Here is a 25925-nt window from a genome sequence, read left to right as displayed (position 1 = left end):
CATGAACGCTTCTGTTCCACATATTGAAGTCATGCGCTCCCAGCTTGGCCGTGCGCGCGGTCTGGGTGCGGGGCATTCGGGTGTAAGCCACTGGTGGGCCGAGCGTGTTTCCGCCGCCAGCCTGCTGCCGCTTTCCACATGGTTTGTTGTGCAGATGTTCCGCCTTGGCGGGGCAGACCACGCCGAGGTGGTTAAGTGGGGCGGCAAGCCCGTTAACGCCACCATGCTGGCAGCACTGATCATTACCACCTTCTACCATGCGCAGGTTGGCCTGCAGGTTATTGTGGATGACTACGTGCACGGCAAGGCGCACCTGCCTACCCGCCTGCTGGTCAAGATTGGCACGTCCCTTATGGGGCTGCTTGGCGTATTTGCCGTGATCAAGCTGGTGGTGCGGAGCGGTTCCGGCAAGTAAGCCGGGCACCTGCCACACAGATTAAAGAGCCTTGTGCCGCCGACGGAACAGGTCGGATACGCGGCGGCATGAACCTGAACGACTGACAGGCCGAACGCATATGGGAGCGCCGTCACGATGAATGCCAATTCCTCTCCTTCTCGGGGAGCTTACCGGATTGTTGATCACGCATACGATGTTGTGGTCGTGGGTGCAGGTGGTTCGGGCCTGCGTGCAACGCTGGGTATGGGGGCCGCGGGCCTGAGTACTGCGTGCATTACCAAGGTTTTCCCCACCCGCAGCCACACGGTGGCCGCACAGGGTGGTATTGGTGCCTCCCTTGGCAACATGGCCGAGGATAACTGGCGCTGGCATATGTATGACACCGTAAAGGGGTCTGACTGGCTGGGCGACCAGGACGCCATTGAGTTCATGGTGCGTGAGGCCGTGCCCGCCGTGCAGGAACTGGAACATTTTGGTGTTCCCTTCTCCCGCACGGAAGAAGGCAAGATCTACCAGCGCCCCTTTGGTGGCCATATGAGCGACTTTGGCAAGGCACCGGTGCCCCGCGCATGCGCTGCCGCCGACCGTACGGGCCATGCCATTCTGCACACGCTGTACCAGCAGTGCCTCAAACATAATGTTGAGTTCTTTGTCGAATACTTCGCCATCGACCTGATTATGGATGATGAAGGCGCCTGCCGTGGCGTTATGGCCTGGTGCCAGGACGACGGCACGATCCATCGCTTCAATGCCAAAATGGTGGTGCTGGCTACGGGCGGTTATGGCCGTGCCTACCAGTCCTGCACATCCGCCCATACCTGTACGGGCGATGGTAACGGCATGGTCATGCGTGCGGGCCTGCCTACGCAGGATATGGAGTTTGTGCAGTTCCACCCCACGGGTATCTACCCCGCAGGCTGCCTGCTGACCGAAGGGTGCCGTGGTGAAGGTGGCTACCTGACCAACTCCGAGGGTGAGCGCTTTATGGAGCGTTATGCTCCTACCGCCAAGGATCTGGCCTCGCGCGATGTGGTGTCCCGCGCCATGACGATCGAGATCAAGGAAGGGCGTGGCTGTGGTCCCAAAAAAGACCACATCATGATGCATCTGGAGCATCTGGGCTCCGACCTGCTGCATGAACGCCTGCCGGGTATTCTGGAAACATCGCGTATTTTTGCCGGTGTGGACGTAACCAAGGAGCCCGTGCCGGTTCTGCCGACCGTGCATTACAATATGGGTGGTATTCCCACCAATATTCACGGCGAAGTGGTGCGCCCCACAGCGGACAACCCCGATGCGGTGGTGCCGGGCCTGATGGCTGTGGGCGAGGCCGCGTGTGTGTCCGTGCATGGTGCAAACCGCCTTGGCACCAACTCCCTGCTCGACCTGATCGTGTTTGGTCGTGCGGCGGCCCGCCGTGCGGCAGAGGTCGTCAAGCCGAGCGACTTTGTGCGCCCGCTCCCCGCTGGGGCTGGCGAGTTTGCTCTCGACCGTCTGGACAAGCTGCGTTACGCCAAGGGCGGGACCAAGGTTTCCGCCATGCGTGATCGCCTCCAGCGGGATATGCAGGCCCATGCCGCCGTGTTCCGTACGCAGGAAAGCCTGCAGGAAGGCGTGGACAAGATCCGTGATATCTGGAGTGGTCTGGGTGACATCTCCGTTTCCGACAGCTCACTGATCTGGAACAGTGACCTGATGGAAGCGCTGGAGTTTGAAAACCTGCTGGCCAATGCAACAGCCACGCTGGAAAGTGGTCTGGCCCGGCACGAAAGCCGTGGCGCGCATGCCCGCGATGACTTCCCCGATCGTGATGACAAGGAATGGCTCAAACATTCCGTTTCGTGGCTGGATGATAAGGGCGGCGTTAAGCTGACCTACCGTCCGGTACATATGAAAACCCTGACCGACGATGTCGAGGTTTTCCCACCCAAAAAGCGCGTTTACTGATCCGCAGGGCAAAGGGAGGCGAACATGGTCGAACTCAGACTGCCGCGTAACAGCACCGTAGGGAAAGGCAAAACCTTTCCCGCTCCGGCCGGCGCAAAAAATGTCAAAACCTTCAAGGTGTACCGCTGGTCCCCTGATGACGGTAAAAACCCGGTCATAGACTCTTACGAGCTTGATCTGGATACCTTTGGGCCAATGGTGCTTGATGCCATTATCCACATCAAGAACGAAGTGGACCCCACACTGACATTCCGGCGCTCCTGCCGCGAAGGGATCTGTGGGTCCTGCGCCATGAATATTGATGGCGAAAACACACTGGCATGCCTGAAGCCGATCAAAAGCATTGAGGGTGACGTGCGGATTTACCCGCTGCCCCATATGCCCATTGTCAAGGATCTGGTGTCCAACCTGGACGGGGCTTATGCGCAGTTGCGCTCCATCCAGCCCTGGATGCAGGCAGACAGCGCTCCTCCGCCGGATGGTGAACGCCGCCAGAGCATTGAGGAACGCGGCAAGCTGGACGGTATGTGGGAATGCATTCTGTGCTTCTGCTGCACCACGTCCTGCCCGTCCTACTGGTGGAATGGGGACAAGTATCTTGGCCCGGCCGTGCTGCTTGCCGCATATCGCTGGATTGCAGACAGCCGCGACGAACATACCGGTGAACGCCTTGATTCACTGGAAGATACGTTCAAGCTCTACGCCTGCCGTACGATCATGAACTGCACCCAGACCTGCCCCAAGGGGCTGAACCCGGCCAAGGCCATTGGCCGGATCAAGGAATTGCAGATCGAACGCAAGATCTGATCCTACAGGTTCGGCCTGCTTGGTTTGGTCTGGCAGGAATAAATGAAACCCCGGCAGGAGTAACCCCTGCCGGGGTTTTTCTGTTCAGGGCGCATGCGCGGGGTGGTGGGGGATTATTGACGTGTGGGGCCGGAGGTGGAACATGGAAAGCCAGCATGCTGCTGCATGAGACATGAGGGGGTTTTGTGTTTAACGGCCATCTTTCTTCCCAGACCGGCCGTGCCAGAGCATGGACGGATAGCCTGTTTGTTGATCATGCTATCCTCCGTCTGGTCTGGACCAATTTTCATGCGGTTATTCCGGGCAAGGTGTACCGGTGTAACCACCCCACCCCTGCCCGTTTACGGCGGGCTGTCAGCAGGCTGGGCCTGCGCACGCTGGTCAACCTGCGCGGGCACAGGCAGTGTGGCTCGGATGCCCTCTCCCGCAATGCGGCTGCACAGATCGGCCTGACCCATCTGGATATGGCGTTTGAGAGCAGGGGGGCTCCGCACAAGGACCGTATTCTGCGCTTTGCACAGATGTACAGCACATTGCAGTTCCCTATGCTGATGCACTGCAAGTCCGGTGCCGACCGGGCCGGGTTGGCCTCTGCTCTGGTGGTGATGTTTGAAGGCGGGAGTGCGGCACAGGCCCTGCGCGAGCTTTCGTGGCGGTTCGGGCATTTCCGTGGTTCTCGCACGGGAATTCTGGATGCGTTTTTCCTGCGTTATCAGGCACAGGCGGAGGGGCGCATCCCATTCATGGAATGGTTGAACACCGAGTATGATGAAGCCGCCCTTAAACAGGATTTTGTTGCAGGGCGGATTGCCGCGTTCCTGACCGATCAGGTTTTGCGCAGGGAGTAGCCCTGCATCATTAAAAAAAGAGCCGTGCATGACACATGGAGGATACGCAACGCGCAAGGTGCCTTTTCTGGCGGTGTGTGCGGCTATTTTGTCTTGGGCAAGCGCATATCCGCTTGTGCGAATGGCGCTTGTTTACGTGCCCCCCATACCACTTGCCGCATTACGGTACGCTGTAGCAGCCGTTATTGTGGCTGGGTGGTTGTGTGTGCAGCGGCCGGTGCGGCCCCAGCTGCGTGATGTCCCGCGTTTTTTACTGTGCGGGGCTGTGGGTATTGCCCTGTATAATATTTTGTTCAACACGGGCGAGCAGAGTGTTTCTGCTGGGGCAACAAGCCTTTTGGTTAATTTTGCGCCGTTTATGTCTGCCTTTGTGGCTGTGGTGTTTCTGGGGGAATCCCTGCCGTTATGGGGGTGGGTTGGTTCCGTTATAAGTTTTAGCGGGATTGTGCTGATTGGCAGTGGCCTGCCGGGCGGTTTTACCTTTGGTTCGGGGGCGACCGATGTGCTGGCGGCTGCGTTTTGTTCGGCCCTGTACCTTCTGCTGCAAAGGCCGCTTGTGGCACGCTATGGCGCACTGGCATCCACGGCATGGATATTGCTGATTGGTGCTGTTGTGCTGGTCCCCTGGTTGTCCGCAGGCCTTACGGCCTTGCAGGGGCAAGGGGGCTGGCCGTGGTTTCTGGTCATTCTGCTTGGTGTTTTCCCCGCTGTTCTGGGGTATGCGGCATGGGCGCATGTTGTGGGTGCGGTCGGTGTTGCGCGTTCTTCGGGCTTTTTGTTTCTGCTGGCTCCAACAACGCTGATTCTGGCTTATGTCATGACGCATGAAGTGCCCGCCCTGACAACACTGGTGGGTGGGGCGGTGGTTATGGCTGGCGTGTTGCTCATGCAAACATATGGCCGCCCCCGATCTACTCCGCTTACCCTGCCAGACGGCTCGGATTAAGGCTGCTGGGCATCAGGGTTATGCCGGCACCGAATAAAACCGGATTTTTGTTGTAAGGAGAGGGAGGGTGCAGGAAGCGAGCATAAAAACCCTCCTTTTTACGCATGGCTGAGGAATATGAACGTCGTATGATGCGTTACAGAAGTGATATTGACGGCCTGCGCGCGCTTGCAATTCTTCCTGTTGTTTTCTTCCATTATGGACTTAAGCATCCCTTTAACGGCGGATTTGCCGGGGTTGATGTTTTTTTTGTTATTTCCGGTTTTTTGATTACCCGGCACATCAACGATGCGGTGGAGCAGGGCCGGTTTGATATTCTTGATTTCTATAACCGTAGAATTCGCAGAATATTGCCTGCGCTGTTTTCAGTTCTGGTGGTCTGCTTTGGTGTGTCCACACTCACGCAAACGCCACCGGAGGTTTATAATACAAGCCGTGGAATCCTGTGGTCCATACTTTTTGCATCGAACATTTTTTTCTATAGCCAGAGCAGCTATTTTGATTCTGCTTTACAGGCTAATCCCCTTTTGCATACGTGGTCACTCTCTGTTGAGGAGCAGTTTTATATAGTTATTCCTTTTTTGATCTATTTTTCAAAAAAAGTTCTAAAAATACCTTTAAAATTCATAATTTTCTTTCTTCTGGCGTTAAGTTTTTCTGCCTGCCTGGTCGAGGTTTTTTGCGATAAATCAGCAGCATTCTACCTGCCGCAATACAGGGCGTGGGAGTTTCTACTGGGGTCTGTTGTCATGCTTGCCACGCAGCCAGCCGTTCTGGCCAGAAGCCGGGTGACAAAGCCTGTGTTGGAAAGTTCTGGGGCTGTTGGTCTTGTTTTTATTCTGGCCAGTCTGTTCGCGCTTAACAACAAATCGCTCTTTCCCGGACCGGGGGCTTTGGGGCCGTGTTTGGGGGCGGCTTTAGTCCTGTATTCTGGTAGCCAGCAGCGCACGGTTGTTGCCTCCGCCCTTTCCTACAGGCCGTTGCGGTTTATTGGCCTTGTTTCCTATTCGTTATACCTATGGCACTGGCCGATATGGGTCTTTTTTTCCATGTATGACAGGCCCGGTTTCTGGACAATTCCGTTGCTGTTGGGGGCGGCTTTTGGGGTCTCTGTTCTGTCATGGCGGTTTATTGAACAGCCGTTCCGCACAAGGCCATTCCGCTTATCCGCCAAAAGCACAATAGGCGTCATGGGAGGCGTTATGGTGCTCATGGTACTTCTGGCTTTTGCAAGCAGCAGGCTTAATGCAACACTATGGCATTACAGCCCTGCTGAGCAGAAGGTCATGTCCTATATGGCATACAAGCCGACTACAATGCGGACTGGCACATGCTTTATTGACCGGAAGACCGAAGATATTGAAGCATATAAGGCCACACATTGCTTGGATGTACAGGCAGGTCAGCCAAACTATCTGGTTCTGGGGGATAGCCATGCGGCAGACCGCTGGTACGGGTTGCAGCAGAGTTACCCCAACATCCATTTTCTGCAGGCAACAGCGCCAAGCTGTGAGCCTGTTCTGGGCAAAAATGGCGGCCAGTGCGGTGCACTCCTGCGCTATATTTTTGAAGATTTTGTGCCATCGCATCATCTGGATGGCATTATTCTTTCAGCAAACTGGCTGGAGCACGATTTTAACAACATTGTTAAAACAGCACAGATGCTCAGGAAGTATACAGATCGCGTTATTGTGCTTGGCCCAAGCCCGGAATACGACCAACCTCTGCCATTGCTGCTTGTGCGGGCAATGGTAAAAAACAATATGGATCTGGTTTTCAACCACATCTTGCAAGACCGGAAAAAACGGGACCAGATGCTTGCCGCCCGGCTGAAGGGAACAGGTATTGAATATGTATCTGTTTACAACATTCTCTGCCCCGGCACTGTGTGCCTGACAACGGTCAACAACAACGTGCCGGTTTTATTCGATGCGGACCATTTTACAGCCGAGGGTTCGGTTTTTCTGGCGAAAAACATGTCGCTGTTTGGCCAGACGCACGGCAACGCTGGCGAGGCTTTGCCGCATTAGGGTTATCTGTGGGTTTTAAAATGAGATCAGGCGCTTGCGGGTTACAGAGTAAGCCACAAGCGCCTGATATGGTCTGGTCCTGCGCGTTAGATCGGCAGGGTTTTTTCCAACGTGGTGCTGATTGCGGTCAGGCCCGGCAGAATCTTGCCTTCAAGCCATTCCAGAAAAGCGCCACCAGCGGTCGAGACATAGGTCATGTCATGCAGCACACCCGCATGGCGCAGGGCGGATACGGTATCCCCCCCACCGGCAACGGTTTTTAGCTGGCCAGCCTTGGTCAGTCGGCCTGCTTCCTGCGCTACCGCGTTTGTGCCCTCATCAAACGGAGGCAGTTCAAACACGCCCAGCGGGCCGTTCCAGACCAGCGTTTTAAGCCCTGCCAGCTTGCTGTTGAGCAGCTTGACCGTTTCCGGCCCCACATCAAGCGCCATCCAGCCATCGGGAATGGCGTTGGATGGCACGGTGCTGGTGGGGGCACCTGCCATGAAGTCTTCGGAGATGACCATGTCAACCGGCAGGATCAGGTCGCAGTTCTTGGCTTTGGCCTGCGCCATAATCAGGCGGGCCGTGTCCAGCATGTCCTCTTCCTTGAGCGATTTGCCAACGCTCAGGCCCTGAGCCGCCAGAAACGTGTTGGCCATGGCACCGCCAATAGCCAGCATGTCCACCTTGTCCAGCAGGTTTTCAAGCAGCTGGAGCTTGGTGGAAATCTTGGCTCCGCCCACAATGGCCCCCACGGGGCGTTCGGGGTTTTCCAGTGCTGCGTACAGGGCCTGCAGCTCCGCTTCCATCAGTCGGCCACCAAAGGATGGCAGATGGGTGGCAATCCCGGCCGTGGAGGCATGGGCGCGGTGTGCGGCGGAGAACGCATCGTTCACATACACATCGCCCAGATTGGCGAGTGCTGCGGAAAGTTCTGCGTCATTACGTTCTTCACCGGGCTGGAAGCGGGTGTTTTCCAGCAGCAGAACGTCCCCGTCATTCATGGTGCGGGTTGCGGCTTCTGTTTCAGGCCCAATGCAGTCATGGGCAAAACTGACCGGACGCCCCAGTGCCGTGGCCAGTGCCGTGGCAATGGGTTTGAGCGACATGGCCGGTACAACCTGGCCCTTGGGCCGGTCAAAATGGCTGAGCAGAATAACCCGCCCGCCTTTTTCCGCCAGTTCCCGAATGGTGGGAACGACCCGCTCAATGCGGGTCTGATCGGTAACCTGTCCGTCCTTCATGGGGACGTTCAGATCCACGCGGAGCAGGATGCGCTTGCCCTTGGGGTCCAGCGTATCCAGCGTGGCAAAGGGGAGATTGGTAGCCATTAGAGCGATCCAAACAGGGCTGCCGTATCGGACATACGGTTGGAGAAGCCCCACTCGTTGTCATACCAGGAGCACACGCGCACCAGCTTGCCGCCATCGACCAGAGCGGTCTGCGTGGCATCAAAGGTGGAGGAGGCAATGGCGTGGTTGAAGTCGGAGCTGACCAGAGGGGCTTCGTTATAGGCCAGTGCGTTCTTCATTTTGCCGGAGTCCACAACGGCCTTGATCGCGTTGTTGACCTCTTCCACGCTGCCGGGAGCCGTTTTGGGCACGAAGTCGAGCGAGACAACGGAAACATTGGCCGTAGGCACACGGATGGCCGTGCCATCCAGCTTACCCTTGAGCTGCGGCAGAACCAGCCCCACGGCGCGGGCTGCCCCTGTGGAGGTGGGGATCATGTTCATGCCTGCGGCACGGGCGCGGCGCAGGTCCTTGTGCAGCGTGTCCACCGTGCGCTGGTCACCGGTGTAGGAGTGGATGGTCACCATGTAGCCACGTTCAATGCCAAAGGCGTCTTCCATCACCTTGGCAATGGGGGCCAGGCAGTTGGTGGTGCACGAGGCATTGGAGATGACGGTCATATCCGATGTCAGCACATCTTCATTCACGCCGAAGACGATGGTTGCATCCACATCCGTTGCCGGGGCGGAAACAATAACCTTGCGTGCGCCAGCAGCCAGCAGCAGGCCTGCTTTTTCCTTGGTGGTGAACAGCCCGGTACATTCCATGGCCACGTCTACGCCTGCAAACGGTACCTTGGAGGGGTCACGCTCGGCGGAAACGGTAATCGGGTCCCATGTGCGGCCATTGGCGGAAATGACCAGCTTGCCGTTTTCCACCCGAACGTCCGCAGGCAGGCGGCCGTGCACGCTGTCATAGCTCAGGAGGTGGGCGTTATCTTCAACGCTGCCCAGATCGTTAATGGCTACGGGCACAACGTCGGTGCGTCCGCTTTCAATAATGCCGCGCAGCACAAGGCGACCGATACGACCAAAGCCATTGATGGCGATTTTGACTGCCATGGGATGTGTCTCCGTACTTTTTATGATCTTGTTATCGTTAGTGACATGTCCAGGGCTTCCAGCCGGGACGGGGGTGGGGCGGTAGGGGACGAGTCCTTTTGCGCTCCAGATGCAAGAAAACGTGCAAGCACTTTCTCGCAGATCGCTCCAGCTGTAATGCCAAAGCGTTCATACACCGCGTTGGCAGGGGCGGATATGCCAAAATCATCCATGCCAACGAAAATTCCATCTGCTCCCAGCCAGCGTTCCCAGCCAAAGCTGCTTGCGGCTTCTATTCCCACGCGCAAACCCTCCTGCCCCAGCACGGCCGTGCGGTAGGCGGCTGGCTGCTGTGCAAAAACCTCCCAGCAGGGGATGGAAACAACAGCCACGTTCAGCCCCTGCTCGGCCAGATGCTGCCCTGCCTGCGTGGCAATGGCAACCTCGGGGCCGGATGCCATGAGCGTGACGTGCCGCTCCCCCGCACCGCAGCTTATAAGGTAGCCGCCATGGGATGGGCCGCCGTAATGCCCGGCCCGCCGGGCTGCGCGTGGCGGTGGGGGATGTGGGCACAGGATCAGCAGGGCCGGACCTTGCGGCCAGTTCAGGGCAGCCTGCCAGCAGGCAAAGGTTTCATCGGCACAGGCCGGGCGGAAAACGGCCAGATGCGGCATGGCGCGCAGGCTGGCCAGCTGTTCCACAGGTTGCCAGCCGCCGCCGTTATCGCTCAGGGCCAGCCCGTCATCGGTTAGCAGGTAAAGCACCTTGCTGCGCATGAGTGCCGTCATGCGCAAGGCCGAGCGCATGCGGTCAATGGTCATCATCCCGGCTACGCCGCAGGGCAGAATACCCCCGTGGCGGGCCATGCCGTTGAGCATGCCCGCCATGCCATGCTCCTGTATGCCACAAGGCTGCGCGGTATTGCTGAAGGGGATGGGCAGGTTGGCCCGGCGCGAACTTCTGGTGCTGGAGGTGGCGGCCAGAATGGCCACATCCTGCCGGAGTATTGCCAGTGCGCGCAGCCCGGCAAAGGCTGCCTGCTGGGATGAGCCGTCGGGGGCTGCGCGCATGGTCTGGCGCCAGAGCCGCCCCCAGTCCTCCCGCATGGTCTGGCGGGCCTTGCCGGACTGTTCGCGCTCAAAATCCGCACGGGCGCGGTGCTGGGCCAGCCTGCGCAGCCACGAGCGGCGGATGGAGCCACCACGCCGGGCGGTGGGGCTCCACGGGCCGGTCAGCTCCTCCTCGGCCGGCAGGTCGGGCAGGGTGGCGCAGCATTCGGGCATACAGGCAACAAGGGTGGGCTTTCTGGCCCGCAGCGTGGCCTGTAGCGCTGCCATAATGCCACCAAGGTCATGGGCACGCACTTTGCGCACGCTCCACCCCGATGCCCCAAACCGGGCCAGTGAGTCCGAAAAATCAGCCGGGTCGGTCAGGGGGGAGGGGCAGACAAGTACGGCCATGCGGTTCAGGCCAAAGCGGCTGGCTAGTTGTGCGGCTTCCAGCGCAACACCTGTGGCCAGATCACTGTCACGCGCCAGCACCCATGTGCGGTGGTTTACAAGGGAGCGGCCATAGCGTTTGGCCAGATGCTGTTCGGCTAGCGCCATGCCGGCCGCCGCAGCCATGCCCTGCCCCGCTGGGCCTGTGGCAATTTCCACGGCCGGGTGCTGGCCATATTCCAGCGTTGGGCTTAATTCCTGCGCGCCGGCCGGGGCAGTCAGGCGTAACATGGCGGCCAGCAGGGGCAGCATGGCGGAAGAGGGTACTACGCAGCGGTCCCTGTCCGGCCATGTGGGCATTGCGGGGTCAAAGCGGAGAATGCGGCACCATAGCGCTGTCATGGGCAGGCACATGGTCTGGAGTTCGGTCCGGGTGTCCTCTTCCGTGGTGGCGGAGGCCAGAAGCGCGCGGGCTGCCTTGTCCATACGCAGCACAAGGGCGTCCTGCGTGTGGGAGGCGTGTGGTATGGTGTGGTCTGTGGAAGATGTGCCGGCCATCAGCCCTGTGTTTTGCCCAAGGGAGTGCAGTACAGAAGTGCCCCGCGCAACCCGCCCGGTGCCGCTGGGTAGTTAACCAGAGAGCAAACGGTACCCGCAAGAGGCAGTTTGGCGGTCGAATACGTGTTTTGCAGCCGGGTTACAGGTGTAAGGGCTTGCGCCGGGCGCGTGGGAGCGCGAAAGAAGGGGCGGATACCTTGTAAATACGTGCGTCTGGTGCGCTGCCTTGTTTCAAGTGGAGAGTGGTCCGGTCATGCTGTCTGTTTTTCATGCCGCAAAAGGGGGGCGCGCTGTTGGGGCGGCGCTCTCGGTCTGCCTGCTGGCGGGCATGGTCGGGTGCAAACCGCTGGACCAGAGAACGTTTGACCCTTCCGCCAGCGTTGAGCCCAAACCGTATATTCCCCCTCCCCCTCCCGGTCCGCCACCCGTGCCGCCCCTGATTGAGCTGGTGGCGGGCACGCCACAGGCGGAGTGGAAGGCGCCGGTGGACCAGATTGCGCACAAGGCTCTTGCGCGTAAAAAGGAAGTGCTCTTTGTTGTAAGCTGTCTGGTGCCACCACAGGCCGGGCAGGAGGCGGAACAGACCGCCTTGCAGGAGCTTGTCCAGCATGACGGACACGCCATTATGCAGGAACTGGTGGACGCAGGCGCGCCCGAAGCACAGGTGGAAATGTCCGCTATGCCGGATTCGTCGGTGACGAAGCCCACCATACGGGTGTATGTGCGATAGGTTACCGAACCGAAACGCAAAAGTACGAAGACAAAAGGCCAGACGGCCGATGGGTAAGCCCATGCCCCGACCGTTTCTGACGAGAAGCGAGGAGAAAACAAGCGTGGGAGCGATCAAGAACGCCCGGCATCCATTTTACGAACACTGTGAGGAAGCGCTGGGGCGGATCAAGCAGCAGGGGCGTTACAGAACCTTTACGCCACTTGCGCGTCAGGCAGAACGCTTTCCCCTGTATGAGGAATACGTGGCCAACATGCCCGAAGGGCGTGAGGTTATCGTCTGGTCCACAAACGACTATCTGGGCATGGGCGTAGTGCCCGAAGTGCAGGATGCCGCCATTGCCGCCATTCGCGAGCATGGCGCAGGAGCGGGGGGCACGCGCAATATTGCTGGCACCAGCCCGCTGCATAACCAGCTGGAAGCCGAACTGGCCGCCCTGCATGGCAAGGAAGCCGGGCTGCTCTTTATTTCGGGCTATGTGTCCAATCAGGCCAGCCTACAGACAATCCTGACGTCGATGCCCGGCTGGATCTGTTTTTCCGACCGCCTGAACCATGCCTCCATGATTGCGGGCATCAAGGGCGCGCGTGGCTCCCAGACCGTTATTTTTGAACATAACGACCTGCAGGACCTTGAAGCCAAGCTGGCCGCAGCCCCGGCCGATGCCCCCAAGCTGATTGCGTTTGAGAGCGTGTACTCCATGGATGGAGACATGTCCGACATTGGCGCGATCTGTGCTCTGGCCAGAAAATACAATGCCCTGACCTATCTGGACGAAGTGCATGCCGTAGGGCTGTACGGGCAGGAAGGGGGCGGCGTGTCGCAGCGCGATGGTGTGGCCGATCAGGTGGATATTATTGAAGGCACGCTGGCCAAGGGCTTTGGCGTGCATGGGGGCTACATTACCGCTTCGGCCGAAATTGTGGACTTCCTGCGCTCAACGGCATCGGGGTTTATTTTCACCACAGCCCTGCCGCCATCCGTGGTGGGGGCGGCGCTGGCCAGCGTGCGCAAGGTGCGGGCAGAAAACTGGCGGCGCGAGTCCCTGTTTGAGCGTGTGCATACCATGCGCCAGCGCCTGCGGGCTGCCGGTGTGCCCTTTACCATGACGCCAAGCCATATTGTGCCTATTCCCATTGGGGATGCCGAGCGCTGCAAGCGGATCTGCCGTCGTCTTCTGGTGGAGTTTGGCCATTATGCAACGCCGATCAACTACCCGACCGTGCCCGAAGGCACCGAGCGCCTGCGCCTGACGCCCGGACCCTTCCATACGGATGAGATGATGGACGATATGGTGCGCGCACTTGCGCATCTGCTGCGCGAGGAAGGGGTTATTCCCCAGCCGGTTGCGCAAAAGGTCGAAAACGTAGCCTGAGGCAGAACCGGCCCTGTTCTGGTCTGTTTAAAAACCCTCCATGAAAATGGAGGGTTTTTTATTGCAGGTTATAATGTGCTGGCAGGCTGTGCATGTTACTTGTCATTTGCGCCAGTTCTGAAACATTGATGAACAGATTGTCGCAGATCGCATTGGTGTTGTGCACTGTTTCGTTATTCTGGGCGGTGGAAACATTAAGTTTCTGCATGATCTGGTGCAGTTGGTTAATTTCTTCTTTTTGTACCAGTGCTGTTTCTTCAAACTCTTTAAAGGAACGCTTTATTTTTTCAACGTGGTGAATAATGCCGGCCAGTGTCTGGGAGTTGTCGCACATGGAGCCGGAGCAGGTATGTATGGAATCCTGCAAGTAGGAGATAAGTGTTCTGGTGCGGAGTAGGGATTCCGATGTCATGTGTGACAGGCTACGGATTTCCTGCGCAACTACACCAAAGCCAGCACCATAGCTGCCAGCCTTGGAGGCTTCTATGGTGGCATTGATCCCCAGAATATTGATCTGGGAAGAAATGCTTTTCATGATATTAAGAATTTTACCAATATCTTCTGATGCTTCCGATATTTTTTTGAATTTTTCTATGGTGTCGTTAATTTTTACGCATGATTCCCGTATGCTGGTGGAGGCATGCTGAATATAATTTCTGGATTCTTCCATTTTTATATTCTGGTCTTGGGTTTTTTCTATGGTTGATTTTATGCGTTTGTCAGATTCCTGCAAATGCTGGTTTTGCGTGCGGTTCCGCTCCGAAAGGTTTTCGGACTCATCCCTCAGGCTGCGGGATTCCGCACTGATCGAATGGGTTGCGGTCTGGATTTTATGCAGTGTTTCATGCAGCGTTATGGTTCTGGTCTGGAGTGTATCTGAAATACGATTGCTGTGGAGGTAGGACATCCGCATAAGGTCAAACGGAGTGGCCGTGCCAACGTAGCACTGGTTATGTGTAATTATAAAAGATTTGTTAATGTCGGATATTTTGTTGTTCAGAATCTTTTTTGTAAAATCCAGAATGGGCGTTCTGGCCTCCACCATAAGTGGGCTATCATCCATCAGCAGTGTAACAGGGCGTTTGTGATACAGGGCGTATGAAAACGGACTGGACATAAGGGAAAGGAACTTTTGCCTTTCCACCACGCCAACGGGAATATTCCTGGCGTTGATAATGCAAATATGATGGGTGTCTGGATGATTTTTAAAAATCTCCATGACGGCACTTCCGGATTCTGTCGGGCTGAGTCTGAATCCGTCTTGCGCGAGGGAACCCATGCTGTGCTGGTCGAATGTTTGCGGCAGGGTCATTTGTCTATTTTTTGGTTAAAATAAAAGGGTTTTTGAGCGTAGTGCCAGTTTTTGCGAAGGGTAAAGTGACAGTTTTGTGTCGCTCCGCTGGCCGCCGTGTTGACGGATTGCGGGAGAGAACTGCAAATCCGTCCATTTCAAACAGGTTTTAAAAAAGTGAAGTCTGTAAAATTAATATGAAAGTTTGGTAAAAAATCTGTGTCATAAAAAGGCGGTATCACCATCCGGGCATACCTGTGCCCGGATGGTGTGCCTGTGGCGGTTAGTGCGCCTGCTTCAGCTTTTCAACCGCAGCTTTCAGGTCGTCCAGAGAGACCGCGCCGGGAATAATCTGCTGTTCGCCAATAATAAAGGTAGGCGTGCCATCCAGATCAATCGAGCGGGCAAGGGCTACGTTCTGTGCCAGTGCTGTGGCTACGGCGGGGCTTTTCATGTCCTTTACCAGCCGGTCCGCATCCAGCCCGGCCAGTGCCGCTGCATGGCGGATACGTTCCATGCCGGGGGCGGAGGTGTCGGCCATAAGAGCCTGCTGGAACGGCTTGTAGGCATTCTGTAAACCGGCGGCCACAATGGCCTGAGAATCCAGCACACTGTTCGGCCCCAGTACGGGAATGACCTTTTCCACCAGCTTCAGGTCCGGTTCAGCGGCAACCAGTGCATCAAGGTCTGGCAGTACCTTGCGGCAGTAAGGGCAGCGCGGGTCATAAAACTCGACAATGCTCAGCTTGCCGTGGGGGTTGCCCAGAACAATGTCGCTTGTGCTGTTGCCAAACTGCGCCTTGTTGTGGCGGACAACATCCAGCGCGGATGTCGCCTTCTGCTCTGATGCCTTGCTCTGCATGGCCGCCACGGCATCGGTCAGGATTGTTGGGTCGGTTTTAAGCGCATTGCGTACGATCGAGACAATCTCGGCCCGCTGGGCGGGGGTAAAGCTGCCATCGGTTGCAGCATGTGCGGCTGTCTGGCCGCCCAGTGCAAGCAGGGTTGCCAGAGCGCCTGAGGCTGTCAGACGATAGAAAGATGAGATCAGTTTTTGCATGGTGTCCTTATCCGTAAAACAGGACGCTACGGTGCCCGCCCGCTTGGGGCAAGGGAATACACAGAGTGTTCTGCAACAAAGGTGCCACGCAAGTTGTGTTGCTGATAGCCCCAAAGCAGGGTAATCCAGCTATGAGATTAAAGTACAAAAACGTCTGCCCGCCGGACGGGCCCAGAAGTGGAGAGCGCTAGGCGTGGCTGCCCGATTCAACAAACACCGTTCTGTCCTGCCCCGCACCGGCTTGCCCGGTCGTGCCCGCGCGGCAGCGCTTGCTCTTGCCCTGACCAGCACACTGGCGGCCTGTGGGGGGGCGGATGACCACGTGAACCAGCCGGTTGTCAGCGGGTTTGTCGGGGCTGTGGCGGCGGATGAACCGCGCGCGGCTCTGGTCGCGCGGGACATTCTGGCCAAGGGTGGCAATGCGGCGGACGCGGCTGCGGCACTGGGGCTTGCGCTTTCGGTTTCCCTGCCATCGCGCGCCTCCCTTGGTGGGGGAGGGGCCTGCCTTGCATGGCGCCCGGGTGAGCCTGCGGGACAGGCGTTTGTTTTTGTGCCTCAGGGTGCCGCCCAGACCAACGCACAGGCAGACCGGCCTGCATCCGTGCCCCTGCTCGCGCGTGGGCTGTTCCTGATGCAGATGCGTTATGGCAGCGTGGATTTTGCAGACCTTATTGTGCCTGCGCGGAATCTGGCCTCCCGCGGGGTGCCCGTCGGGGGGCTGCTGGCAGCGGATCTGGCGGCTGTTCAGTCCTCCCTTTTGGCGGATGACAAGGCACGTGCCGTTTTTGGTAACGACAGCGGGCATGTGCTGGCAGCAGATGACATACTGGTGCAGACCCGTCTGGCGGGGGCGCTTGAGCGCATGCGCATTGCCGGGGTGGGTGACCTGTACACAGGCGCTCTGGCCCAGACCTTTATTGAAGGGGCGCAGGCTGCGGGTGGTGGCCTGTCCTCTGCAGACCTGCGAGGGGATGTTCCCGTGGCCGAGCCCCCGCTTACGGTGCATGCCCGTGGGCTGGACATCAGTTTTCTTCCTCCCCCGGCCGATGGCGGGGTTGGCATGGCTGCGGCCTATATGGCCGGTGGCCGTGGTGGGGAGCGTGTTGTAGCGGCATGGCGGGCGCGCCAGAGCGGCAAGGGCAGTGCGACCATGGTGGCCGATGCACAGGCACTGCTTAATTCTGGCAGCCTCTCCTCCGGCGGGGCGCTGCCTGCGCTGCCAGCCTCCACCTCCTTTGTTGTGACCGACCGGCAGGGCCAGACCGTGGCCTGCGCACTGAGCATGAACAATCTGTTCGGCACAGGGCGTATTGCAGGTTCGACCGGCATTGTGCTGGGGGCCTCTCCCGCACAAAGGCCGCTCCCCCTGCTGGCAGCGGGTATTGTGCATCAGGGCACGGATTTCCGCGCGGCTGCTACGGCCTCGGGGCAGAATGTGGCGGCTGATACAGCGGCCATTGCCTTGCAGGCAGCAGTTGCAGGCGTGCGTCCGCAGGTGACCAATGGCAACGGACGGGCCAATTTTGTGTCCTGCCCCGGTGGGCTTTCTGGTGGGGCTGGCCGGTGCTTTGGCTGGACGGACCCCAGAGGAGCTGGCCTTGCGGTGGGGAGCACCCCTGTCGCGCACTAGGTCTGGCGTTATAAAAATCAGGGGTGGCGTGCTGGAGCAGCATGCCGCCCTTGCTATGTTTTTCTTTTGTTCTATAATGGAACAAAACGGGTCCAAATTCTTAACGGGGTTTGTGCCGGAGCCTGAGCCTTCGTGGCGGCGCGTTGCGGAGCAAAAATGTTTGTGGCAGGGGTTTTAAACCTGAACCAACAGGTTTCAGGCTCGGGGTCACGCGGGGGCCCGGTCTGGTTGTTCGGCTCATAAGCTGAGGGAATGGTAGAGAATGGATAAGGCAAAGGCGCTGGAAGGCGCTCTTGGGCAGATTGAACGGGCTTTTGGCAAAGGGTCCGTCATGCGGCTGGGCCAGCGGCCCAAGGAACAGTCGGATGTCATCTCCACCGGCTCGCTCGGGCTGGATATTGCTCTGGGCATTGGTGGTCTGCCCCGTGGCCGTGTGGTGGAAATTTACGGGCCGGAAAGCTCGGGTAAAACCACACTGGCGCTGCACGCCATTGCAGAGGCGCAAAAACGGGGCGGCACCTGCGCATTTATTGATGCCGAACACGCGCTGGACCCCGGCTACGCCAAAAAACTGGGCGTGGATGTTGATAACCTGCTGATCAGCCAGCCCGATGCGGGTGAACAGGCGCTCGAAATTGCTGACACTCTGGTGCGGTCAGGGGCGATTGACGTGCTGGTGGTGGACAGTGTGGCCGCCCTTGTGCCCCGTGCCGAACTTGAAGGCGATATGGGCGACAGCCATGTGGGCCTGCATGCCCGCCTGATGAGCCAGGCCCTGCGCAAGCTGACCGGCACAGTCGCACGCTCCAATACGCTGATGATCTTTTTGAACCAGATCCGCCTTAAAATCGGTGTGATGTTCGGCAACCCCGAAACCACAACGGGCGGGAATGCGCTCAAGTTCTATTCTTCTGTCCGTCTGGATATCCGCCGCATTGGCTCGATCAAGGACAAGGACGAGGTCACGGGCAACCAGACGCGCGTCAAGGTCGTCAAGAACAAGATGGCCCCGCCCTTCCGTCAGGTCGAGTTTGACATCATGTACGGTGAAGGCATCAGCAAGGTGGGGGAACTCATCGACCTTGGTGTGAAGGCCGGCGTGGTGGAAAAATCCGGCGCATGGTTCTCCTACGACAGCCAGCGTATTGGTCAGGGGCGCGAGAACGCCAAGCAGTTCCTGCGCGATCACCCCGAAATGGCGGCGGATATTGAGCGCAAGGTGCGTGAACACGCAGGCGTTGTGGCTGAAGCCATGATGGTCGCCCCCGAGCATGATGCCGAGAGCGAAGACTAACTACCCGATACGGCGGGAGAGCAGGCAGGCCTGTGGGTCGTATGATGCCAGAATGGCCTGTTCTTCCGCACTGATCACATCGGGTATAAACCCCTGCCGCGCCCAGAACTGAAGGGCATGGCGGGTGGATGTGAGGGTCAGTGTGTTCAGGCCCGCTGTGCGCGCGGCCTCTTCGGCCCGGGCAATGGCCATTTGTGCATAGCCCCTGCCGCGCCCGGCCGGCGCTATGGCCACATCATGAATATACCAGCGGTCCGCCGGAGCGGGCAGGGCACCGAGCAGGGTGTTCAATGGGGGGGAAAGCAGCCCCCGCCACGGGTGGCTGATCAGGTAGCCCGCTAACATTCCGTCCAGCATCAGGCTCAGGCAGCCAGTGGGGGCGAGGCGCAGGCGTTCGGCAAAAATATCTGTATCTTCGGGGTAGTCAGGGTGCACACTGCCAGCCAGTGCTGTAACGTGGGCAAGATCATCTGGCGTCATCAAACGCCAGATGGTATCTGCGCGCGAAGTGTTCATACCAAGGTTCCGCTCTTTATGCGTGGTGTTGCACGGAGCTACTTATGACTGAAAAGCAGAGATCATGACAGGCCGACTGAGACTGACATTGCGGGTTGATGCCGATGGACGTGCCGCTCTGGGGCATGGCAAGGTTCGCCTGCTGGAGCAGTTGGCCGAAACCGGCTCTATTTCTGCGGCAGGGCGTGCCATGGGCATGTCTTACCGGCGTACGTGGCTTTTGGTGGATAACCTGAACCAGCTTTTTGTGGAGCCGCTGGTTATGACCCGGCCTGGCGGGGGTGGTGGCGCATTCCTGACCGAGACAGGCAAAACCGTTCTGGCACTTTATCGCCAGATCGAGCGTGACGCGGCGCAGGCGGCCCGTTCTGGTATCAGCCAGATGGAAGCCCTGCTGGCACCTGCGGCCGAATGCCTCCAAAAAACCTTATCTGAGTGACAAAATGCATGGCGTAGGTACAATCGCGCCAGAGATTTATTGGTCATAGCGGGAGATTAAAGTGTCATCAAACGTACAGCGACGCGGGGTCATTCGGGCCGGGGCGGGCGTGACTTTGGCATCGCTCGTTGGCGGAGTCGCCCGTAAGGCACGGGCGGAGGGGCTGAGTGGCGCCACCGGCAAGTTTGATGATAGCACCGTAATCCAGATTGCCCGCAGGCTGGCCAATGCGGAGTACCATCCGCCGGGGCAGAGCCTGCCCAAAGCGTTGGATAATCTGACGTTTGACCAGTATCGTGGCATTGCCTACCGGCCCGACCGCGCCTTGTGGGCAGGGGATAACCTTGCGTTTGACGTGGAGTTCTTCCCCCGCGGTTTTCTCTACCGCCCCCGCATAGAAATTTATGAGGTCCGGGACGGGCAGGCCGGCACTGTGCCCTACTCCCCCGACCTGTTCACTTATTCCGACCCCGCCTTGCGGGTTACGGATGATCTGGGTTTTGCCGGTGTCCGCCTGCGTACCGCCATTAACACCCCCGGTGTTATGGAGGAGTTCTGCGTATTTCTGGGGGCGTCCTACTTCCGGGCTGTGGCCAAGGGGCAGGATTATGGGCTTTCCGCCCGTGGGTTCGCCAATGGCACGGGGGATCCAAAAGGGGAAGAATTCGCACTGTTCCGCGCATTCTGGCTGGAAAAACCGCAGCCGGGCGTACAGTCCATTGTTGTGCATGCCCTGCTGGACAGCCCGACGGTAACAGGGGCCTTCCGCTTTACCATCCGCCCGGGCGACAACACTGTGTTTGACGTGCAGACAACCCTGTTCCCGCGCGCCAAAATCGAGCAGTCCGGTATCGCTCCCCTGACCGGCATGTTCTATTTTGATGTTAACGACCATAACCACGTCGATGACTGGCGCCCCGCAGCGCATGACAGCGAAGCCCTGCAAATGTGGACCGGTGCGGACCAGCAGCTTTACCGCCCGCTGCGCAACCCGCTGGATCTCCAGTTTTCCACGTTCTCGGATGTATCCCCCCGTGGGTTCGGGCTAATGCAGCGCCGGCGCGCCTTCCATGATTACGAAGACCTTGCCCTGCATTACGAAAAACGCCCTTCCCTGTGGATCGAACCGATCGGGGACTGGGGTGCTGGCTGGGTTGATCTGGTGGAAATCCCCACGCCCAACGAAGTGAACGATAACATCGTCTCCTTCTGGCGGCCCAAGGAACCCTTGCGCGCGGGGCAGGAATACCACTTTACCTACCGCATGTACTGGGGGTGGGATGCGCCCTTCCCCACACCGCTTGCCCGTATAGGCGCGACCCGCGTGGGTTCGGTGGTGGATAATAATGATGCCCGTTTCTTTGCCATAGACTTTATGGGCACTCCCTTTGAGCATCTGCCAAAGGATACGCATTTCCATGTCACGCCCAAAACATCGGCGGGCACAATCCAGAATGTGGTTGTCGAGCCTAATCCGGCTATTAACGGAATCCGCACCACGTTTGAGTTTATTCCGGGGGATGCCAAGGTCGCTGACCTGAGTGCGGTGCTGGAAACGGATTCTGGCCCCATTTCCGAACAGTGGCTGTACCGGTGGACGCCCTGATTATGCCGGATATGAATACGGGCGCCTCTGAACGACCTTTTGAAGCCCTGCCCCCCGAAGCACGGCTGGATATGCCGGTCCAGAACCTGCAAAAACCCGCCAGTATGGAAGGGCGCGGGCGCACGCCTGCCACATCGCCTTCCAGCATTGTGCTGCGCCGCCTATCGGTTATCGGGTCCGCGCTCGCACTCACGGCGTATGGGGCATGGCGCACGCACATGGTTATGGACGAGGCGGGTGTGTCTGCCCTCGGCGTTATCATGCTGGTGCTGTTCATTGCCTTGTTTATGTGGATTGCCCTTGCGTTTACCTCTTCGGTGGCCGGGTTCTGCTCGCTGGTAACGCATGGCGGCCTTGGGCTTGGTATCCGCCGCGCAGGCCCCCTGCCCCAGCTGACCCGCAGAACCGCCCTGTTGCTGCCCACCTATAACGAACCCCCCCACCGCGTTATGGCCGGGCTGCGGGCCATTTACAGCAGTCTGGAGGAAACGGGGCAGCTTGGCAGTTTTGACCTGTTTATCCTCTCCGACACGACCAACCCGGATGTATGGGTCAAGGAAGAAGCCGCTTTTCTAGCCCTGCGGGAGCAGGTTGGCGGGCATGAGCGTATTTTTTACCGCCGCAGGCACAACAATGTAGAGCGCAAGGCGGGCAATGTGGGGGAATGGGTGCGCCGCTTTGGGGCAGCATACGACCACATGGTTACGCTGGATGCGGATTCCGTCATGTCCGGCCAAACGCTGGTGCGTATGGCGGATGCCATGGAGCGCAACCCCGGCGTGGGGCTGATCCAGACACTCCCGGTTATTGTGGGGGGCACGACCCTGTTCGCCCGCTTGCAGCAGTTTGCCGGGCGTGTGTATGGCCCCATTATTGCGTATGGCATTGCCTGGTGGCATGGCTCGGAAGGCAATTACTGGGGGCACAACGCCATTATTCGCACCCGCGCCTTTGCCAGTCAGGCGGGGTTGCCCCATGTGCCCGGCAAGCCGCCTTTTGGCGGGCATATTCTTAGCCACGACTTTGTGGAAGCCGCGCTGATGCGCCGTGGTGGCTGGGCCATTCACATGATCCCCGCACTGGATGGATCGTATGAGGAAAGCCCGCCCTCGCTGACCGATGTCGCCATTCGTGACCGGCGCTGGTGTCAGGGTAACCTGCAACACGTCAAGGTGCTGCCCACCAAGGGGCTGCACTGGGTCAGCCGCATGCACATGGTTGTGGGCATTGGCGCGTATGTGACCTCCCCCCTGTGGCTGGTGTTCCTGCTGACCGGGATTTTAATTTCGCTTCAGGCGCATTTTCAGCGTCCTGAATATTTTGGGGATACCAAGCTCCTGTACCCGCATTGGCCCCATGTGGACCCGGTGCAGGCCAAATACGTGTTTATTGGCACAATGGTTGTGCTGCTTGCCCCCAAGCTGCTGGCCTATATTGCCCTGCTGCTGGACCCCGAGGCACGGCGCGGCAGTGGTGGGCCGGTCCGTGCGGCTGTGTCCGTGCTGGTGGAAACGCTGATTGGCGGCCTGATCGCACCCATTGCCATGCTTATCCAGACATCGGGCGTTATCTCGATCCTGAGTGGGCATGATTCCGGCTGGAATACCCAGCGGCGTGATGATGGCGGTATTCCCTTCATGGAAGTGGTGCGCCAGTACGCGCGCTTTACCTTGTTTGGGCTGGTGCTGGGGGCTGGGGCATGGGTTGTTTCTCCCTCCCTGTTTTTCTGGATGACGCCGGTTCTGCTTGGGCTGGTGTTTTCCATTCCTCTGGTTGCCTTTACCAGCAGCCGGAATGTGGGGCTGGGTTTCAGGCGGGCAGGGCTTTTGCTGGTGCCCGAAGAAACACAGACCCCCGATGTCCTGCAAAAGCTTGAGCATGAGGAGGCGCAGGACCAAACCCCAACCCTGCCCGACGATGCCCTGCGCGCCCTGCGGGCTGATCCCGCATTGTGTCAGGCGCATATTGCCATGCTGCCAGCCGAGCGCCGTGTGGGGGACCCCATTAACGCCGATCAGCTTGTCGGTCTGGTCAAGCTGGCGGAAGCGCCCTCCCTGCCGGATGCGGAACGCCGCCTGACGGTTAAGGAAAAAGCCGCCGTTCTGGGCAGCCGCAAAGGTGTGGACCTGATTTTGCACCTCCCCGAGTCGTAACAAAACGGCGCGGGGTGGTGGCCCTGTTATGGGGCCGATGGGTGTGCGGCCTGCTCAGGCAATGCGCTGGCCAGCCACCCAAACTTCCTGCACGGTGAGTGCCTTATCCATAACAACAAAATCGGCGCGTTTGCCTGCGTGCAGGGTGCCCCGGTCATGCAGGCCCAGATACTGGGCCGGGTTGCGTGTGAGCAGCACGGCGGCCTGATGCAATGGCAGGCCTGCCTGCACCGCGTTGCGCAACGCGGTATCCAGTGTCAGCACACTCCCGGCCAGATTGCCGCCGGGCAGGCGGACCGCGCCGTGCTTCACCATAACCTGCTGCCCGCCCAAAAGGCTTGGACCATCGGGTAGCCCGGTGGCCCGCATGGCGTCTGTTACAAACAGCAGGCGTTCGGGCATAACGCGCTGGGCCAGCCGGAAGGTGGCGGGGTGGACGTGGTGCGTATCAAAAATCAGTTCGGCGTAGGCATCGCTGCACATCAGGGCCGTCGCGGGGCCGGGCTTGCGGCTTTCTATGCCAGCCATGGCGTTAAACAGGTGGGTGGCGCCTGTTACGCCCCCTGCGGAGCAGATGCGGCATATGGCCTGCTCGGTTTCTTCATACCCGGCAAGGGTGTGCCCAAGGCTGACCCGCACACCAGCCTGCGCAAAAAGCTGCATGGCTTCCTGCGCATGGGGGAGTTCAGGGGCGAGCGTTACAACGCGCACGCAGCCAAACGCCAGAACTTCCGCCACGCGTTCGGGGGTTGGCGCCAAGGCGTGGGGAGGCTGCGCACCCAGCTTGTGCGGGCTTACAAACGGGCCTTCCAAGTGTGCACCATGTATGTTGGGGCCGTCTGGCATGGTGGTGCCGCAAACTTCGGCAATGGCGGCAAGTGCGCCAAGCACGTCTGCCCAAGGGCTGGTAATGGTGGTGGGCAGTATGGTGGTGGTGCCATGGCGGGCATGGAAGCGGGCAAGTGTGTGAATGGCCTGTACGCCGTCCATGGTATCCGCTCCATTGCCGCCATGCACATGGCCATCAATAAAGCCGGGTAAAATATAACGGTCGGGAATAGCGGTGTTATCTGGCGTTACGGCCTGTATCTGCTCCGCAAAGGTTACATGGCCTGGAACAATGCGTTCGGGCAGAACAAGATGCCCTCTGAGTTCGGTCATGCTTCAGATTTCCTTCACCATAGGCGGGGTTTTGCGTAAATCCCTGTTCATGAAGTGGAACGCGTACAGGGTGATGAGAGCGTAGGCTAAAAGGGCAAGGCATGTGAATGCTGCCTGAAAACCCATGACGGGTTTTAAAAGAACAAAAAGCTGGGGCACAACCCCACCCCCGCAATATGCCATGACCAGAAAAGCCGAAACCTGCGCCGTATGTTGGCCGGAACCTTTAAGAGCCAATGGAAACAGGGATGGAAATATCATGGAGTTTGCAAAACCTAGCAGGGTAACGCAGGCAACGGACATGTAGCCGTGCGTAACCCATGCTCCCACGCTGAGCAGCCCCCCACACAGGCAGGAGAGGGGGAGATAGCGTTCCTGTGTGATCAGGCGGGGGGACAGGACAAGCCCCGCCACATACCCGCAGAGCATGAAAAAAAGAGTAAGGGATGTAAAAAACTTTGTCTGATCAAGGGATATGCCAAAACCCTGTGCATAGGTTCCCACAGCATCACCGGAAAGTACTTCTACTCCTACATAAAAAAACATCGCCCCGGCACCCAGCAGGGTTCGGGTATTGAGGGAGGAGAGAAGTATTTTTATAAAACTTGTTTTTGAAGAACTATTTTTGCAAATATCTGTACGAATTTCCGGCAGGGATGACCGCAAAACCCACAGGGCTGTCAGGGCCAGAAAAAACGCCATGCCCATATAGGGCCAGTAAACACTGTTCAGAAAATCCTGTTGTACAGACAGGCGTTGAACCGGGTCGGTCAGGGCAGGCAGAGCCGCGGATATATCGGCCATGTGACGCATGGCCAGTGTGGCCAGCGCAACGGGGGCCACAATGCCCCCCAGCTTGTTGCAGATGCCCATAATGGCAATGCGCTGTGCACTGCGGTTTTCAGGGCCGAGAAAGCTGACATATGGGTTAATGGCCACCTGCAGCAGGGCCAGCCCCATGCCCAGTACCAAAAAGCCCCCCAGCGCACCGGGGTAGGAGCGCGCATGCAGGCACTGGCCAGTCAGCCCCATGCCGCCCGCCATGACCAGCAGGGCATAAACCAGCCCGTTTTTAAAACCGGTGCGTGTGACACTCAGGCTCGCGGGGATGGAAAAGACAAAATAGGAAAAGTAAAAAACAAGCGGCACCATAAATGCTGCCAGATCATTCAGGGTAAAGGCGACCCGCACAAAAGAGATCAGCGGGCCATTCAGCCATGTGACAAACCCGATGATGAAAAACAGCGCCGCGCTAAGCACCAGTGGCCGCCACCCATAAGGCCCAGCCGGGCAGGGTATGCGTGCGGCGGCTGTGGGCTGGGTGGGCGGCTGTGGCATGTCCGGCTATGGCCCGCTGTAGGGTTTTCAGGGTTTGGGGTGTGGG

General features: G+C 58.6%; 21 protein-coding genes. 13 read left to right on the top strand and 8 right to left on the bottom strand.

The window, feature by feature from the left end:
- Position 1: 1 nt before the first annotated feature.
- From sdhD to HK20_RS09915, 6 genes are all read left to right on the top strand, one after another.
- Positions 2-415: a succinate dehydrogenase, hydrophobic membrane anchor protein gene (gene sdhD, locus HK20_RS09940; RefSeq protein WP_086646912.1), complete on the top strand. Its 414-nt coding sequence runs from the start codon at positions 2-4 to the stop codon at positions 413-415.
- Positions 416-532: 117 nt separating this feature from the next.
- Positions 533-2344 (top strand): succinate dehydrogenase flavoprotein subunit, encoded by a 1812-nt coding sequence (gene sdhA / locus HK20_RS09935; RefSeq protein ID WP_086646911.1) that lies wholly within the window; start codon positions 533-535, stop codon positions 2342-2344.
- 24 nt (positions 2345-2368) lie between these two features.
- The gene (locus tag HK20_RS09930; RefSeq protein ID WP_086646910.1) at positions 2369-3151 is read left to right on the top strand and encodes a succinate dehydrogenase iron-sulfur subunit; all 783 of its coding nucleotides are present in this window, start codon (positions 2369-2371) and stop codon (positions 3149-3151) included.
- Between the two features lie 185 nt (positions 3152-3336).
- Positions 3337-3999 (top strand): tyrosine-protein phosphatase, encoded by a 663-nt coding sequence (locus tag HK20_RS09925; RefSeq protein WP_086646909.1) that lies wholly within the window; start codon positions 3337-3339, stop codon positions 3997-3999.
- Between the two features lie 28 nt (positions 4000-4027).
- The gene (locus tag HK20_RS09920) at positions 4028-4945 is read left to right on the top strand and encodes a DMT family transporter (protein ID WP_086646908.1); all 918 of its coding nucleotides are present in this window, start codon (positions 4028-4030) and stop codon (positions 4943-4945) included.
- A 104-nt stretch (positions 4946-5049) separates the two neighbouring features.
- Entirely contained in the window at positions 5050-6975 is a 1926-nt protein-coding gene (locus HK20_RS09915) for an acyltransferase family protein (protein ID WP_086646907.1), read from the top strand.
- A gap of 86 nt (positions 6976-7061) precedes the next feature.
- Here HK20_RS09915 and HK20_RS09910 read toward each other — a convergent pair whose 3' ends face one another.
- The 3 genes from HK20_RS09910 to HK20_RS09900 are packed head-to-tail and all read right to left on the bottom strand — an operon-like array spanning position 7062 to position 11286.
- Positions 7062-8288, bottom strand: coding sequence for a phosphoglycerate kinase (locus HK20_RS09910; RefSeq protein WP_086646906.1), 1227 nt, complete (start codon positions 8286-8288; stop codon positions 7062-7064).
- Positions 8288-9310 (bottom strand): type I glyceraldehyde-3-phosphate dehydrogenase, encoded by a 1023-nt coding sequence (gene gap / locus HK20_RS09905; protein WP_086646905.1) that lies wholly within the window; start codon positions 9308-9310, stop codon positions 8288-8290. Before gap ends, HK20_RS09910 begins: the two co-directional genes overlap by 1 nt.
- 20 nt (positions 9311-9330) lie before the next feature.
- A complete protein-coding gene (locus HK20_RS09900) occupies positions 9331-11286 on the bottom strand; it encodes a transketolase-like TK C-terminal-containing protein (protein WP_086646904.1) in 1956 nt (651 codons plus the stop codon).
- Between the two features lie 253 nt (positions 11287-11539).
- Between HK20_RS09900 and HK20_RS09895 the strand changes: the two genes are divergently transcribed.
- Both HK20_RS09895 and hemA read left to right on the top strand, forming a co-directional pair.
- Positions 11540-12016: a hypothetical protein gene (locus tag HK20_RS09895; protein ID WP_086646903.1), complete on the top strand. Its 477-nt coding sequence runs from the start codon at positions 11540-11542 to the stop codon at positions 12014-12016.
- Positions 12017-12077: 61 nt separating this feature from the next.
- Complete coding sequence (hemA, locus tag HK20_RS09890; RefSeq protein ID WP_086646947.1) at positions 12078-13391, top strand: 5-aminolevulinate synthase; 1314 nt, start codon at positions 12078-12080, stop codon at positions 13389-13391.
- A gap of 58 nt (positions 13392-13449) precedes the next feature.
- Here the strand turns inward: hemA and HK20_RS09885 are convergent, their stop codons facing one another.
- Together HK20_RS09885 and HK20_RS09880 are read right to left on the bottom strand one after the other, a co-directional pair.
- On the bottom strand, positions 13450-14508 hold the full coding sequence (locus HK20_RS09885) for a methyl-accepting chemotaxis protein (RefSeq protein WP_158093051.1): 1059 nt from the start codon (positions 14506-14508) through the stop codon (positions 13450-13452).
- Between the two features lie 457 nt (positions 14509-14965).
- Positions 14966-15742 carry a DsbA family protein gene (locus HK20_RS09880; RefSeq protein WP_086646901.1) on the bottom strand — a complete coding sequence of 259 codons (777 nt, stop codon included), beginning with the start codon at positions 15740-15742 and terminating at the stop codon, positions 14966-14968.
- Positions 15743-15935: 193 nt separating this feature from the next.
- Between HK20_RS09880 and HK20_RS09875 the strand changes: the two genes are divergently transcribed.
- Both HK20_RS09875 and recA read left to right on the top strand, forming a co-directional pair.
- A complete protein-coding gene (locus tag HK20_RS09875; protein ID WP_086646900.1) occupies positions 15936-17372 on the top strand; it encodes a gamma-glutamyltransferase in 1437 nt (478 codons plus the stop codon).
- 262 nt (positions 17373-17634) lie between these two features.
- Positions 17635-18666, top strand: a complete 1032-nt coding sequence (recA, locus tag HK20_RS09870) for a recombinase RecA (RefSeq protein WP_086646899.1) — start codon at positions 17635-17637, stop codon at positions 18664-18666.
- Here the strand turns inward: recA and HK20_RS09865 are convergent, their stop codons facing one another.
- Positions 18667-19182, bottom strand: a complete 516-nt coding sequence (locus HK20_RS09865; RefSeq protein ID WP_086646898.1) for a GNAT family N-acetyltransferase — start codon at positions 19180-19182, stop codon at positions 18667-18669. It abuts the gene before it with no gap.
- Positions 19183-19246: 64 nt separating this feature from the next.
- On the opposite strand from HK20_RS09865, the gene HK20_RS09860 reads away from it, so the two are divergent.
- The 3 genes from HK20_RS09860 (at position 19247) to mdoH (ending at position 23380) form a co-directional block, all read left to right on the top strand.
- Positions 19247-19621, top strand: coding sequence for a winged helix-turn-helix domain-containing protein (locus HK20_RS09860; RefSeq protein WP_086646897.1), 375 nt, complete (start codon positions 19247-19249; stop codon positions 19619-19621).
- 61 nt (positions 19622-19682) lie between these two features.
- Positions 19683-21227 (top strand): glucan biosynthesis protein, encoded by a 1545-nt coding sequence (locus tag HK20_RS09855; RefSeq protein ID WP_086646896.1) that lies wholly within the window; start codon positions 19683-19685, stop codon positions 21225-21227.
- 2 nt (positions 21228-21229) lie between these two features.
- Entirely contained in the window at positions 21230-23380 is a 2151-nt protein-coding gene (gene mdoH / locus HK20_RS09850; RefSeq protein ID WP_086646946.1) for a glucans biosynthesis glucosyltransferase MdoH, read from the top strand.
- 54 nt (positions 23381-23434) lie between these two features.
- Here the strand turns inward: mdoH and HK20_RS09845 are convergent, their stop codons facing one another.
- Both HK20_RS09845 and gluP read right to left on the bottom strand, forming a co-directional pair.
- On the bottom strand, positions 23435-24541 hold the full coding sequence (locus tag HK20_RS09845; RefSeq protein WP_086646895.1) for an N-acetylglucosamine-6-phosphate deacetylase: 1107 nt from the start codon (positions 24539-24541) through the stop codon (positions 23435-23437).
- A gap of 3 nt (positions 24542-24544) precedes the next feature.
- Positions 24545-25879: a glucose/galactose MFS transporter gene (gene gluP / locus HK20_RS09840; protein ID WP_086646894.1), complete on the bottom strand. Its 1335-nt coding sequence runs from the start codon at positions 25877-25879 to the stop codon at positions 24545-24547.
- Positions 25880-25925: the final 46 nt, after the last annotated feature.

It is taken from the genome of Acetobacter sp. DsW_54, assembly GCF_002153575.1.
Taxonomy (GTDB): domain Bacteria; phylum Pseudomonadota; class Alphaproteobacteria; order Acetobacterales; family Acetobacteraceae; genus Acetobacter; species Acetobacter fabarum.
The sequence above is the reverse complement of the archived record's forward strand: the minus strand, read 5'-3'. Positions and strand labels throughout refer to the sequence as shown.